Origin of the sequence: Plantibacter sp. Leaf314, from assembly GCF_001423185.1 — a bacterium.
GTDB lineage: Bacteria > Actinomycetota > Actinomycetes > Actinomycetales > Microbacteriaceae > Plantibacter.
Genome location: NZ_LMOB01000001.1, coordinates 2754033 through 2766690, shown reverse-complemented (window position 1 = coordinate 2766690; position 12658 = coordinate 2754033). Strand labels below are relative to the sequence as shown.

The following is a 12658-nucleotide window of genomic DNA, read 5'->3' as shown; positions in this document are numbered from 1 at the left end:
GAGTCGGGCGTACTGTGACCATCATATGGGCGCTCGGCGAGCGTCAGTATGATCGATTCTGATGATTTGCTCTGGTATCGATCAGATTCGATCCGGTATGGTTGCTCCCAACGCATCGCCCCGTCGCGATCGCGTCCCTCCACGCGAAAGGCACTTCATGCCCGCCACCTTCGTCGCCGCCGAATTGGCGTCGCAGCCCGCTTCCTGGCGCACCGCAGCCGCCCTCGTCCCGGAGTTCTCCCCCGTGCTGCCGCAGCCGGGCGAGCGCGTCGCGGTCGTCGGGTGCGGCACGAGCTGGTTCATCGCGATGAGCTACGCCGTCCTCCGCGAACAGGCCGGGTTCGGCATCACCGACGCGTTCGCCGGTTCCGAGTTCCCGGGTGTCCGCGACTACGACCGCATCGTCGCGATCTCGCGCTCCGGCACGACGACGGAGATCGTGCAGCTGCTCGAGGCCGTCGGCGAGTCGGTGACCACGGTCCTCATCACGGCCGTCGAGGACTCGCCGGCGACGGTCCCGGCGGCCCACGTGGTCGCGCTCCCCTTCGCCGACGAGCGCTCGGTCGTGCAGACCCGCTTCGCCACCACGACGCTCGCGCTCCTCCGCGGCTCGCTCGGTCACGACGTCGAGGCCCTCGCCGTCGAGGCCGAACAGGCCCTGACCATCCCGATCGACGACCACCTCTCGGCCGACCAGGTGTCGTTCATCGGGCTCGGGCACGCCGTCGGCCTCACCTTCGAAGCCGCACTCAAGACGCGCGAGGCGGCCCAGTTCTGGGCGGAGTCCTACCCGGCCATGGACTACCGCCACGGCCCCATCGCCATCGCGCAGCCCGGCCGGCTCGTCTGGTCACTCGGGCCCACGCCTGCCGGTCTGCCCGACGACGTCGCGGCCACCGGCGCGACGTTCGTCCAGCACGACCTCGACCCCATCGCGGGACTCGTCGTCGCCCAGCGGTTCGCGATCGCCCTGGCGGAGGCCCGCGGCCTCGACGCCGACCACCCCCGGTCGCTCACGCGCTCCGTCATCCTGACGCCGTGACCGCCGGAGCGGTCCTCGGGGTCGACGTCGGCGGGACGGGCGTCAAAGCCGCACTGACGACGGCCGACGGCACGGTCCTCGGGCGCTGGCGCGAGGCGACCCCGGTCGACGACCCGTCCGGCAGCCGGACGAGGGACGTCGTCCTCCGCCTCGTCGAGACCGCGCACGCCGTCTCGCCACCGGTCGCGGTCGGCGTGGTCGTCCCCGGCGTGGTCGACGAGGAACAGGGCGTCTGCATCCACGCCGTCAACCTGGGCTGGCGCGACCTGGCCTTCCCGGAACTGCTCCGCCCCTCGCTCGACGTCCCGCTCGCATTCGGTCAGGACGTCCGCGCCGGCGCCCTCGCCGAGGCGGTGTCCCTGGCCACGGCGGGGATCCACGGCACCATCGCGTTCGTCCCCGTCGGCACCGGCCTGGCCTCGGCGCTCGTCATCGGGGGCGTCCCCTTCGCCGGGGGCGGCTGGGCGGGCGAGATCGGGCAGCGCGTGATCCAGGACGGACCGCACCGCGGACTCCGCGTCGAGGAGCTCGCGTCGGCCGGCGGTATCGCGAGGCGCGCCGGCACCCGTGACGCCAAGACCGTCGCCGATGCGGCCGCTCGTGGTGAGGCTCCGGCCGTCGCGATCTGGAACGACGCGATCGGCGCGCTCGCGGAGGCCTTGGCGGGCATCACCGTCGTCGCCGCACCGGCCGCCATCGTCGTCGGCGGCGGACTCGCCCTCGCCGGCCCAGCCCTCTTCGAACCACTCGAACGCGCCCTGCGGGAACGGCTCTCGATCGTGCGTGTGCCGGCGATCCTGCCCGCCCGTCACGGCGACGAGGCAGCAACGGTCGGTGCGGGCATCCTCGCCCGACGTCTGGTCACGGCACGATGACCACGCCGAGCCTCGACGGCGGCCAGGTCGTCATCGTGACGCCGAACCCCGCCGTGGACATCACCTACGAGGTCGCCGAGCAGCAGATCGGCGTGACGCAGCGCGTCGGTTCCATCGTCCGACGCGCCGGCGGGAAAGGCGTCAACGTCGCCCGCGTCCTCGCGATGTTGGGCATCCCCACCGTGCAGGTACTCCCCCTCGGCGGCTCCTCCGGCTCGTGGCTCCGGACCGCCCTCGAGTCGGACGGACTCGCCACCCGCGTGGTCTCCCTCGCCGACGAGACGCGTTCGACGGTCGCGGTGGTCGACGGCCACCACCACCCCACCCTGTTCGCGGAGGCCGGGCCGGCGGTGACGCCCGAGGAATGGGCCGCGGTGACGACCGAACTCGCGATCGCGGTCCAGGGCGCGAGCATGCTCGTCCTCTCCGGCTCCCTGCCGCCGAACACCCCCGACACCGTCGTCGCCTCCATCCTGCGAGTGGGCGTCGACGCGGGTGTCCCGGTCGTCGTCGACGTCAGCGGGCCGGCGTTGCTCGCCGCCGCGAGAGCCGGGGCGACGATCCTCAAACCCAACCTCGAAGAGGCCCTTGAGGCGACCGGTACCTCCACGCTCACCGCCGCCCGTGCAGCCCTCCTCGCGCTCGGCGCCGGCACCGTGGTCATCTCGCGCGGCGCCGACGGACTCACCGCCGGAGACGCGGCGGGCGAGTACGAGGTGCCGGCCGTCCCCGGCGTGCGCGGCAACCCGACCGGGGCCGGCGATGCCGCGACCGCCGGACTCGTCGCAGCCCTCCTCGCCGGAGACACCCTCCCCGAGGCGCTGCGGACTGCCGCCGCCGCCGGAGCAGCGGCCGTGCTGGAGCCCGTCGCCGGATCGATCGACCTCGACGCGTTCCGCAGCTTCATCGCCCCAAACATCCGTTCCACCACCGGACCATCCGCGGTGCCGACACCGTCGTCCACCACACCGTCCGAATCCGCCGCAGATCACCCGGGAGTGACCCCATGACCACCGCCATCGACTTCACCACCCTCCTCGGCCACGCATCGACGTCGAACGCGGGGATCGCCGCGTGCAACGTCGTCCTGCTCGAGCACGCCGAGGCCATCGTCGCCGGTGCCGAGGAAGCGGGACTGCCGGTCATCCTGCAGATCAGCGAGAACTGCGTGCGGTACCACGGCTCGCTCGCCCCCATCACGCTCGCCTCGCTGGCCATCGCCCGGGCGGCGACCGTGCCGGTCCTCGTGCACCTCGACCACGTCGAGTCGGCGGAGCTCATCCGCGAAGGGGTCGAGCTCGGGGTCGACAGCGTCATGTTCGATGCCTCGACCCTCCCCTACGAGGACAACGTGCGCGCCACCAAGGAGATGGTCGACTTCTGCCACGAGCGTGGCGTCGCCGTCGAGGCCGAGCTCGGTGAGGTGGGCGGGAAGGACGGTGTCCACGCGCCAGGAGCCCGCACCGTGCCTGCCGAGGCGACCGCGTTCGTGGCCGCGACCGGCGTCGACGCACTCGCCGTGGCCGTCGGGACCTCGCACGCCATGACGAGCCGAGAAGCGGCCGTCGACCACGACCTCATCCGACGACTCCGTGAGTCGGTCGCCGTACCGCTCGTCCTGCACGGATCCTCCGGCCTCCCTGATGACGAGCTCCGCGCGGCCGTCCGGTCGGGGATGACGAAGATCAATCTGTCCACGCACCTGAACGGCCTGTTCACCCGGGCCGTCCGGGGTGTCCTCGACGAACGCCCCGAGCTGGTCGACCCCCGCACCTACGTCCGCGCCGGTCGACAGGCGGTCGCGGACGAGACCGCTCGGATCCTGCGCCTCCTCGCGACCGACTGAGCTTCACAGGCGACGCTCAGCAACGTCGCTCGCTGAGCTGTTAATATATCTGCTGTCGGAGTTTTTCCGACAGGACCACCGGTAACCGATCGACCCCCGCGATCGCCCTCCGGCCTCCCGAGCTCGATACCCCTTCGAGCGCGCGGGAGATAGGGTCACCCCTTCCCCTAGGTTCGGTGACCCGAAGCTCCGCGACACCGTCGGTCGCCTGTCGATGCCCGGGTCCGGGCTCGGGCATCGACACCGGCAGCCTCCCAGACATCGACACTCACAGGTTCTTCTCAGCTTCGCAACGTACTGTTTCTCCCTGAGTGCCGATGTCACAACCGGCTTCCGTGTGCAGAGTCCACACCTCCACGGATCCGCCGATGCTCCCGACATCTACACCACCTGCCGCTTCCCAGAACGGCGAACAACGATCCACCGGACGGCCCCAGCCGACCAGCACGGCCGCATGACGGCCCAGCTGCACTCCGGTCGGTCTCGTCGCTTCATCCATGCGACCAGCCGCGATCGTCGTCGCATTCCCCTTCTGGATCCGGCTCATCCATCATCCGCAACATCAGAATCGAGATCCATCATGTCCATCACCCAGACTCGGACCCCAGCGTCCTCCAACCGTTCCTCGGGCACCGTCGTCCACGGCCGCGGTCACTCGACCGACAAGCTCACCTTCCGCTTCGGCCTGCGCACGCCCGAGACAGGCTCCACGTCGCGCACCTCGAACAGCGCTTCGAACCGCCGCGGCTGAGTCGCCGCACCGCTCCATCCGACGCCCCCGCACGGCTTGACCGTGCGGGGGCGTCGTCATGCGCCGACCGGCATCACCGATACCAGCACGGGCACCGGTACGAGTCCGGACGATCGGACGGGTCCTGACGCTCCGGCAGGTGGGACAATCCCCACATGGATCCGGTCGCCCTCATCTCATGGATCGTCGTCTTCGTCGTCGTCACCGTCACGGTGTCGGGTCTGTCCGGCCGAGCCGGCGTCTCCGCCCCGGTCGCCCTGGTGCTCGTCGGCGGTGTCGCGTCGTTCATCCCCGCCGTCCCGACCGTCGAGATCGAACCGGACCTCATCCTCTACGGCCTGCTGCCCCCGCTCCTGTTCGCCTCCGCGATCCGCATCTCCCTCATCGACATCCGCGCCCGTAACGACGGCATCATCCTGCTCTCCGTCGGCGCCGTCGCGTTCACCGTCGTCTCGGTGGGGTTCGCGAGCTGGCTGCTCATCCCCTCGATCACCCTGGCCGCCGCCTTCGCCTTCGCGGCGGTCATCGCCCCGACCGACGCCGTCGCCGTGAGCGCGATCGCCGGCCGTCTCGGACTCCCCCGGCGGGTGCTCACCATCCTCGAGGGCGAGAGCCTGTTGAACGACGCCACCGCGCTCGTCGCACTCAACGCCTCGATCCTCGCCATCACGAGCGTCGTCAACCCGGTGATGATCGCCGGTGAGTTCGTCATCGAGGTCGTCGCCGGTGTCGGCGTCGGTCTCGCGGTCGGCTGGATCCTCTCGGAGGTCCGCCGACGCCTGCGCGCACCAGTGCTCGACACCTGCCTGTCGCTGATCACCCCGTTCCTCGCGTTCCTCCTGGCGCAGGCGATCCACGGTTCCGGCGTGCTGGCCGTCGTCTCGGCCGGCCTGCTGCTCGGCTACCGGGCGCCCATCGTGCAATCGGCCGAGGCACGCATCGCGGAGTCGCTCAACTGGCGCACCATCCAGTTCCTGCTCGAGAACGCCGTCTTCCTGTTCATCGGCCTCAACCTGGCAGGCATCCTCGAGGGAGCGATCCAGACCGGACCGGGGCTCTGGCCGACCGTGTTCATCAGTGTCGGGGTGCTCGCGGCGCTCATCGTCTCGCGCTTCGTCTGGGAGATGACGGTCACGGCGATCTACCGCCTCGGGCCCAGACGACTCCGTGAACGCAGTTGGTCGTGGGGGAACGGGATCGCCGTCTCCGCAGCCGGTGTCCGCGGCGTGGTCACCCTTGCCGCCGTGTTCCTGCTCCCGGAGGACACCCCCTCCCGCGAGTTCCTGCAGTTCCTGGCGTTCGTCGTGGTCGTCGGCACCCTCCTCTCGGGGCTCGCGCTGCCGGCGATCATCCGCGCACTCCACCTCCCGCCGCCGAACCACAGCCAGGAGCGCGTCGAGCAGCTGATGCTGATGGCGGAGGTCCAGACGGCCGGCCTGTCCCGCCTCGACGAGCTGACGACGGACGCCGACGAGGAACAGGTGCTCACCCGCCTGCGGACCAATGCGAGCTTCGTGGCCAATGCGCTCGAGCAGTACACCGGGGACGGTTCGGAACTCCGCACCATCGCGTTCGCCCGCCTGCGCCGACAGATGATCGCCGCGGAACGGGAGGCGCTCCTCGCCGCGCGCGCGGAGGGCCGTTACCAGGAGCCGGCCGTCGCCGCGGTCCTGGCCGCCATCGACGCCGAGGAGGCGACCCTCAAGGCGATGACGCCGAAACCACCGCGATCGTAGCGGTCGACGCGATCCGAGGCGGAGGATCGGGCCGGGACGGACCGTCGGGCAGGATGAGGACATGATCATGTTGCTCCCGGCCGTCGTCTTCGCCGTGCTGTACCTCGCGAGTCGACGCCGCGACGCACGCCGCCTACGCAACGGTGTCTTCCTCGTCGCAGCCATCGCCTGCGGGCTTGTCGCCCTCCTCACGGAGGCCTCCCGCACGACGCCGTTCACGGTGCTGCTGGCGGCGTTCGGCGCGGTCCTGCTCGTCGGCGTGCTCGCCGTGCTCCTCATCGGGAACGGCATCACCATGATCCGGCTCGAGGGACGGAGCCTGGGCAACCTCCTCTCGCTCTTCGCGGGGGTCGCGATCCTCGTCCTCCCGGTGCTCGCCGTCCTCCTCGTGCTCGGACTCGACCTGAGCTCGCTCCCGTCCTGGGCCGCGATCCTCCTCGTCGCCGTGGGGGTCCTCCTCGGATTCGCGTGCTTCTACGCGGCGGCGACCTTCGCGGCGTTCGGCGTCTACTCCCTGGTCTACAGCCGCTTCCGGCACACCGTCACGCCCGACGTGGTCGTCATCCTCGGCTCAGGTCTGATCGACGGCGAAGTCCCTCCCCTGCTGCGCAGCCGCCTGGACCTCGCGCTCCGCATCCATCGCGCCGCACGTCCGGGCACGCGCCGGCCGCTCCTGATCCCCTCTGGCGGCCAGGGGGAGGACGAGCCGAGACCCGAGGGCGTCGCCATGGCGGAGTACCTCATCGCGAACGGCGCCGAACCGGCGGACGTGCTCCCCGAGACCGAATCGACGAGCACGCGCGAGAACCTGCTCCGCTCGCGCGAGCTGCAGGAGTCGAGCGGCCGGGACGGTGACACCCTCGTCGTCACGAACAACTACCACGTCCTCCGCGCCGCCCTCCTCGCGCGGTCCATCGGCAGCGACGCGCAGGTGATCGGTTCGCCGACGGCCGCGTACTACGTGCCGAGCGCGTTCCTCCGCGAGTACGTCGCGATCATGGTGGAGCACCGCGCACTCAACGGCCTGGCGATCGCCGGGGCGGCCGCCCTCGTCGCGCTCGCCGTCGTCTGGTCGCTGCTCCCGATCTGAACGGGGCCTCCTCGGGGATCGTCCTCGCACGCAGCACCGGCCGCCCCCGCGAGGAACTCCCGACACGACACGACGGGCCGCCGTCGTGCAGGTGCACGAGGACGGCCCGTCGGGCGTCGTTCCGGTGATCGCTCAGTCGGGAGCGGTGTCGTAGACCTCACGTGCGTCATCGGTGACCTCGGAGGCGGGCCCCGAGTCGGGCTGGTGGTCGGTCGAACCGTCGGCGTCGGCGTCGCCCAGCGGCTCGTCGAGCTCGGTCGACGGCGCCGGGGTCTCGACGGCCTCTTCGGTCGCCTGCTCCTCGGCGGGAGCGGCGTCCTCGGAGCCCGTGCCGTCGACGGTCTGGCTCGAGCCGTCCGAGCCCGAGCCGGCGGTCGTCTGGTCGGAGCTCACGAGCTCGGCCGTGTCGATGTCGGCGCCTTCCCAGGCCTCCTGGTCGGCTCCGGCCTCACCGGTCGCGAGGTCGTCGCCTGAACGCTGGTCCTGCTGATCCGTCATGATGCACTCCTCTCCGCGGAGCGCGTCGCGCCCCGTGTCCCGTGACTCTACGGGGGACCTTCCACGGTTTCCCGGGGTTGACAGTGGACTCCGGGCATCAGAGGCGCTCGCGCTAGCGTGGAGACATGACCCTCCCCACCGCGGACACGCGCGTCACCTACCCCGCAGGAGCCCTCGTCTCGACGGGCACGGTGCTGCACGTCGAGACCGTCGGCGACCGCGTCGCCGTCGTGCTCGACGAGACGGCCTGCCACCCCGTCGACGCCGCGTGGCCCGACCAGCCCGCCGATCAGGCGACCATCCGGTTCGGCGACGGTGACGACGGCCGGGAGGTCGCGGTGCTCGACTGTGTCGTGGGCGCGACGGACGGCACCGAGCTGTACCTCGGCGACGCCGTCCCGGTGAAGAAGGGCACCGAGGGCTGGGCCTTCCTCGTCGTCCACCTCATTGCGCGCGACGCGACGACCGCAGCCGGAGCGATCGAGGGCGCGACGGCGCGCATCGAGGTCGACGCCGCCACCCGTCACGCGTTGTCGGCCGGACACACCGGCTGCCACCTCGCCTCCCTCGCCCTGAACGCCGCACTCGCAGACGCCTGGCGGAAGGAGGTCGTCCTCGACACCCTGGGCGCACCGGACTTCGACGCGCTCGCCTGCGAGTCCTCCAGGATCGCGCCGCACGCGTCGACCGACCGCTACCGCATCGGCAAGTCACTCCGGCGGAAGGGCTTCGACCCGGCCGCCCTCGACGACCTCGAGGCGCTCGGCGCACGCATCCGCGAGACCCTCGACGGCTGGCTGGACAGCGGTGCAGCGGTCCGGATCGACCGTGACGGCGACGAGCTCACGGATCGCCGCCGGTGGCACTGCGAGCTGCCGGGCGGGCCGGCGGTCCTCGCGTGCGGCGGGACGCACGCCGCCTCGCTCACCGAGTTCTCGAGCATCGCGGTCTGGCTCGAACGCGAAGAGGTCGACGGCGCCGTGGTGCTCTCGATGGTCAGCACGGTCGTCCCCGCCGGCTGACCGGGTCGCCGACCGGACCGGTCCCGCTAGGCGCTGATGCCGGTCGAGGCCGCGCCGCCGACGCCGGCGAGCAGGCCGCCGATGACGAACACCCAGAGCACGACGAGCGCCGCCCACCCGAGGAGGAACAGTCCGTTGAGGACGACGCCCGTGATCGCCATGGCCCGACCGGTCGGCTCCCGCTTGAGCGCCATGAGTCCGAGCACGAAGCCGACGATCGGGAGCAGGAAGGTGAACCCGAAGAACAGGGAGACCAGGCCGATCACCATGCTGGAGATGCTCAGTCCACGCGGCGGTGACTGGGGGTAGGGGTAGGGGGCCGGATACATCGGCTGCGCGTACGGCTGCTGCGCGTACGGCTGCTGCGCGTAGGGCTGCACGGGGTACTGCTGTACCGGGTACTGCTGCGCGTACGGCTGCGCCGGATACGGCTGGACGTACGGCTGCACGGCCCCGGATTGCGGCGGAGTGGGCTGCTGCGGGTACGCCTCCTGCGGTGCAGGGGGTTGCGGCTTCCATCCGTCCGGTGCGCTCATGCCCGCCAGCCTATCGATCAGCCGCGATCCGGTGCCGATCCCGGGGCCACGCGCACCCACCAGCTCTCTGGGAGCTTCGCCTCCAGGGACGGTGAGGCGCTGGAAAGCGACTACCGTATTCGTGCGGTCCTCGCAGGGAACCCGGAACACGGACCGCGCCACACCCAGAAGGAGCACCGTGCAGAACGACGCGATCGCCGAGGAACAGGACCACCTCGACCGGCTGCACGACGTGATCCGGACGCAGTCGGACCTCGAGGAACGACGCTCCGAGCTCGCCCTCCGGGCCTTCGACGGCGACGACGACTCCAGCTTCTCGGAACGTGACGCCCTGGTCGCCCATCACCGTCAGCGGATGGTCGAGCTGCGGTCGTCCAGCTACGGTCTGCTGTTCGGCCTGCTCGAGCGCGAGACCGAGGAACGTCACCACATCGGACGCATCGGCCTGCGCGACCCGGAGAGCGGTGACCAGCTGCTGCTCGACTGGCGCGCCCCGGCCTCGCGCCCGTTCTACACCGCGACGCCGCTGCGCCCCGAGGGGCTGCGCCTCCGTCGGCGCATCGGGACGGCCGGCCGCCGTGTCACCGAGGTGCACGACGAGGTCCTCGACACCACGCTGCTCAGCGAGGACGAGCCGAGCGGCATCGGCGAGTCCGGCGCGTTGCTCGCCGCTCTCGGTCGCGCACGGACCAAGCACATGGCCGACATCGTCGACACCATCCAGGCCGAGCAGGACGCGATCATCCGCGCACCCCTGCCCGGCACCCTCCTCGTGCAGGGCGGGCCGGGCACGGGCAAGACCGCCGTCGCCCTCCACCGCGCCGCCTATCTCCTCTACGAGCACCGCGAGCGCCTCATGCGGAGCGTCGTGCTCATCGTCGGGCCGAACTCGACCTTCCTCGACTACATCAGCCGGGTGCTGCCCTCGCTCGGCGAGACGGCCGTCGTGCTCGTCACGCCGGCGACGCTCGTCCCCGGCCTCGACGCGCACGCCGAGGACTCGCTCGACGTCGCGGAGCTCAAGGGGCAGCTGCGCATGGCCGACGTGGTCGCCCGCGCCGTCCGCGAACGACAGGTGCCGCTCGACGAAGCGGTGACGATCCGCATCGCCGGCGACGGCCCCCTGCGGGTGACCCCGGGGGTCCTGCGCCGGATCAAGGCCGGCATCGAACGCTCCGGCACCCCCCACAACGAAGCGAAGCTGCGATTCGACCGGGCCGTCCTGACGCACCTCATCGGCCTCGAGGCGAAGCGCGACGGCTTCGAGCCCCGCACGGGCGAGGACGCCGACGAACGCCGGCAAGAGCTGAGCGAGGAGCCCGAGGTCGAGGAGCTGCTCGACACGATGTGGCCGATCCTCGACCCGGCCGAGATCATCGACCGCCTCTTCACCGATGCCGAGCTGCTGGCGCGCGTGACGCCGGACCACACGGACGAGGAGCGTCGACTCCTGCTCCGTGCGCCCGCCGACCCCGACAGCACCGGCGACACCGCCTGGGCCGACCGCCTCACCCCTGGCGACATCGCCCTCGTCGACGAAGCGGCCGAACTCATCGGGGAAGACCAGCGGCCCGAGCTGGAACGCCAGCGTCGAGCCGCCTACGAGCGCCGCCACGACGTGGAGTATGCACGCAGCGTGCTCGAGATGATCGGCGACATCAGCATCGACGACGAGGCCCAGGACGACGACTACCTGCGTTCCGCGCAGGACCTCGCCGACCGGCAGACCATCGAAGACGACCGGAGCCCGGCGGAGCGCGCGGCCTCCGACCGCACCTGGGTCTACGGCCACGTCATCATCGACGAGGCGCAGGAACTGACCCCGATGCTCCTACGCGCGATCCTGCGCCGCGGACCGAACCGGTCCATGACGCTCGTCGGCGACATCAACCAGCAGAGCACCTCGGCCACGCGTTCCAGCTGGCAGGAGCTGCTCGGCCCGCAGCTCCCCCGGTGGACGCAGGAGCTCCTCACCGTCAACTACCGGACGCCCGAGCAGATCATGGACCTCGCCGACCCGGTCCGCCTCGAACTCGACCCGGAGTCCCCTGCGCCCGTGTCGATCCGTCGCGGCGAGGAGGAGCCCGTGCAGCTCTCCGTCGGCCCCGGGGAGCTCGCAGCGACGGCCGTGCGGGCGGCGATCGAAGCGATCACCGCACACGTCGGGATTGCCGGCGTCATCGCGCCCCGCCCACTGCTGGCGGACATCGACGCGCTGCTCGCCGATGCGGGAGCCGACCGCACCAGGGTGTGGAGCGGGACCGCGCGCGAGAGCAAGGGGCTCGAGTTCGACAGCGTCGTCCTCGTCCAGCCGGAGCAGTTGGGCGGCTCGGGCCGGTCGGCGTTGTCGCTCCGCTACGTCGCGCTCACCCGTGCCACCCAGCGACTCACGGTCGTCGACACCCGTTCCTGACCGCCCTCGTCCGGCGACGCACCGTCGTCCGGGCCCGTCCAGAGCATCCGACGGCGGTGAGGACCGTAGTCTTGAGCTCTGCCAACAGAATGTGAGGCTGGGATGAAGGTCATCAGCTACAACCTCCGCAAGAACAAGGCCAGCGGCGAACTCGTCGCGCTCACCGAAGAGTTCGGGCCGGACGTCCTCGCGTTGCAGGAGGCGGACACCCTGCAGCTCCCTGCCGAGCTCGGCAGCCTGCACCTCGCGGACAGCACCCACCGCAACCGCCTGGGTCTCGCGATCTACTACCGCCGCGACCGGTTCACCGCCGAGTCGACGCAGACCTTCGCGCTGAAGAAGTCGCTCCACGACATGGTGCTGGCACCCGCGCACGAGCGGCTCATCGGCACGCGCCTCACCGATGTCGAGGCCGGCCGCGAACTCATCGTCGCCTCCTTCCACGCCGCGCCCCTCACCGCACTCAACTCGCTGCGTCGCCACCAGATCAAGGCGGCGCACGAGCAGCTGCACGCCATGGGTGACGTCCCGACGCTGATGGTCGGCGACTACAACTACCCCCTCTTCCAGAAGGGGCTCGGCACGAAGATGCAGGAGAGCGGCTACGACCTCAGCCTGAGCGACCGCAGCACCTACACGCGCTACAAGATGTTCCGCGGGCACTTCGACTTCGCGACGTCCGTCGGCCTGAAGATCGACCGCGTGCAGACGCTGCGTCGCGGGATCTCCGACCACCTGCCGATCCTCGTCGACGCGAGCTACGGCTTCGCCGTGCCCGAGGACGACGGCGCACCGGAGTCCGCCGCTCGCTGACCTGATTCGTTCGCCCATTCTTGGGCGAACGGGTGT

At 70.9% G+C, this 12658-nt stretch carries 13 protein-coding genes; 10 read left to right on the top strand and 3 right to left on the bottom strand.

The features are described 5' to 3' along the window. The first annotated feature begins 157 nt into the window (after positions 1–157). Genes ASF68_RS13025 through ASF68_RS13010 form a run of 4 tightly spaced genes read left to right on the top strand, consistent with a single transcriptional unit; the run spans position 158 to position 3763 of the window. Positions 158–1042, top strand: coding sequence for an SIS domain-containing protein (locus tag ASF68_RS13025; RefSeq protein ID WP_056010989.1), 885 nt, complete (start codon positions 158–160; stop codon positions 1040–1042). Beyond that, positions 1039–1917 carry an ROK family protein gene (locus ASF68_RS13020; protein WP_056010986.1) on the top strand — a complete coding sequence of 293 codons (879 nt, stop codon included), beginning with the start codon at positions 1039–1041 and terminating at the stop codon, positions 1915–1917. Before ASF68_RS13025 ends, ASF68_RS13020 begins: the two co-directional genes overlap by 4 nt. Then, complete coding sequence (locus ASF68_RS13015; RefSeq protein WP_082498612.1) at positions 1914–2927, top strand: 1-phosphofructokinase family hexose kinase; 1014 nt, start codon at positions 1914–1916, stop codon at positions 2925–2927. The genes ASF68_RS13020 and ASF68_RS13015 overlap by 4 nt, the downstream gene beginning before the upstream one ends. Then, positions 2924–3763, top strand: a complete 840-nt coding sequence (locus ASF68_RS13010; protein WP_056010983.1) for a class II fructose-bisphosphate aldolase — start codon at positions 2924–2926, stop codon at positions 3761–3763. The genes ASF68_RS13015 and ASF68_RS13010 overlap by 4 nt, the downstream gene beginning before the upstream one ends. 268 nt (positions 3764–4031) lie before the next feature. On the opposite strand, the gene ASF68_RS18805 is transcribed toward ASF68_RS13010, so the two are convergent. Then, complete coding sequence (locus ASF68_RS18805; RefSeq protein WP_157580362.1) at positions 4032–4310, bottom strand: hypothetical protein; 279 nt, start codon at positions 4308–4310, stop codon at positions 4032–4034. Between the two features lie 33 nt (positions 4311–4343). Between ASF68_RS18805 and ASF68_RS18800 the strand changes: the two genes are divergently transcribed. The 3 genes from ASF68_RS18800 (at position 4344) to ASF68_RS13000 (ending at position 7340) form a co-directional block, all read left to right on the top strand. Next, entirely contained in the window at positions 4344–4514 is a 171-nt protein-coding gene (locus ASF68_RS18800) for a hypothetical protein (RefSeq protein WP_157580359.1), read from the top strand. 155 nt (positions 4515–4669) lie between these two features. After that, on the top strand, positions 4670–6250 hold the full coding sequence (locus tag ASF68_RS13005) for a sodium:proton antiporter (RefSeq protein WP_056010979.1): 1581 nt from the start codon (positions 4670–4672) through the stop codon (positions 6248–6250). A gap of 61 nt (positions 6251–6311) precedes the next feature. After that, positions 6312–7340: a YdcF family protein gene (locus ASF68_RS13000; RefSeq protein ID WP_056010976.1), complete on the top strand. Its 1029-nt coding sequence runs from the start codon at positions 6312–6314 to the stop codon at positions 7338–7340. A gap of 132 nt (positions 7341–7472) precedes the next feature. Here the strand turns inward: ASF68_RS13000 and ASF68_RS12995 are convergent, their stop codons facing one another. Beyond that, positions 7473–7838, bottom strand: a complete 366-nt coding sequence (locus ASF68_RS12995; RefSeq protein WP_056010973.1) for a hypothetical protein — start codon at positions 7836–7838, stop codon at positions 7473–7475. A gap of 125 nt (positions 7839–7963) precedes the next feature. On the opposite strand from ASF68_RS12995, the gene ASF68_RS12990 reads away from it, so the two are divergent. Then, a complete protein-coding gene (locus tag ASF68_RS12990; RefSeq protein WP_056010971.1) occupies positions 7964–8860 on the top strand; it encodes a hypothetical protein in 897 nt (298 codons plus the stop codon). 26 nt (positions 8861–8886) lie between these two features. Here the strand turns inward: ASF68_RS12990 and ASF68_RS12985 are convergent, their stop codons facing one another. Continuing rightward, the gene (locus tag ASF68_RS12985; RefSeq protein ID WP_056010968.1) at positions 8887–9396 is read right to left on the bottom strand and encodes a DUF4190 domain-containing protein; all 510 of its coding nucleotides are present in this window, start codon (positions 9394–9396) and stop codon (positions 8887–8889) included. 178 nt (positions 9397–9574) lie between these two features. On the opposite strand from ASF68_RS12985, the gene ASF68_RS12980 reads away from it, so the two are divergent. Together ASF68_RS12980 and ASF68_RS12975 are read left to right on the top strand one after the other, a co-directional pair. Continuing rightward, positions 9575–11809, top strand: a complete 2235-nt coding sequence (locus ASF68_RS12980) for a UvrD-helicase domain-containing protein (protein ID WP_162239360.1) — start codon at positions 9575–9577, stop codon at positions 11807–11809. A 102-nt stretch (positions 11810–11911) separates the two neighbouring features. Next, on the top strand, positions 11912–12622 hold the full coding sequence (locus tag ASF68_RS12975) for an endonuclease/exonuclease/phosphatase family protein (protein WP_056010962.1): 711 nt from the start codon (positions 11912–11914) through the stop codon (positions 12620–12622). The last annotated feature ends 36 nt before the right edge of the window (positions 12623–12658 follow it).

Bases quoted from the DNA above. Each gene is read 5' to 3' on its own strand.
- ASF68_RS13005 (WP_056010979.1), top strand. From the start codon at position 4,670: ATGGATCCGGTCGCCCTCATCTCATGGATCGTCGTCTTCGTCGTCGTC.
- ASF68_RS12975 (WP_056010962.1), top strand. From the start codon at position 11,912: ATGAAGGTCATCAGCTACAACCTCCGCAAGAACAAGGCCAGCGGCGAA.
- ASF68_RS13015 (WP_082498612.1), top strand. From the start codon at position 1,914: ATGACCACGCCGAGCCTCGACGGCGGCCAGGTCGTCATCGTGACGCCG.
- ASF68_RS12995 (WP_056010973.1), bottom strand. From the start codon at position 7,838: ATGACGGATCAGCAGGACCAGCGTTCAGGCGACGACCTCGCGACCGGT.
- ASF68_RS18800 (WP_157580359.1), top strand. From the start codon at position 4,344: ATGTCCATCACCCAGACTCGGACCCCAGCGTCCTCCAACCGTTCCTCG.
- ASF68_RS12985 (WP_056010968.1), bottom strand. From the start codon at position 9,396: ATGAGCGCACCGGACGGATGGAAGCCGCAACCCCCTGCACCGCAGGAG.
- ASF68_RS13010 (WP_056010983.1), top strand. From the start codon at position 2,924: ATGACCACCGCCATCGACTTCACCACCCTCCTCGGCCACGCATCGACG.
- ASF68_RS13025 (WP_056010989.1), top strand. From the start codon at position 158: ATGCCCGCCACCTTCGTCGCCGCCGAATTGGCGTCGCAGCCCGCTTCC.
- ASF68_RS18805 (WP_157580362.1), bottom strand. From the start codon at position 4,310: ATGAGCCGGATCCAGAAGGGGAATGCGACGACGATCGCGGCTGGTCGC.
- ASF68_RS12990 (WP_056010971.1), top strand. From the start codon at position 7,964: ATGACCCTCCCCACCGCGGACACGCGCGTCACCTACCCCGCAGGAGCC.
- ASF68_RS13000 (WP_056010976.1), top strand. From the start codon at position 6,312: ATGATCATGTTGCTCCCGGCCGTCGTCTTCGCCGTGCTGTACCTCGCG.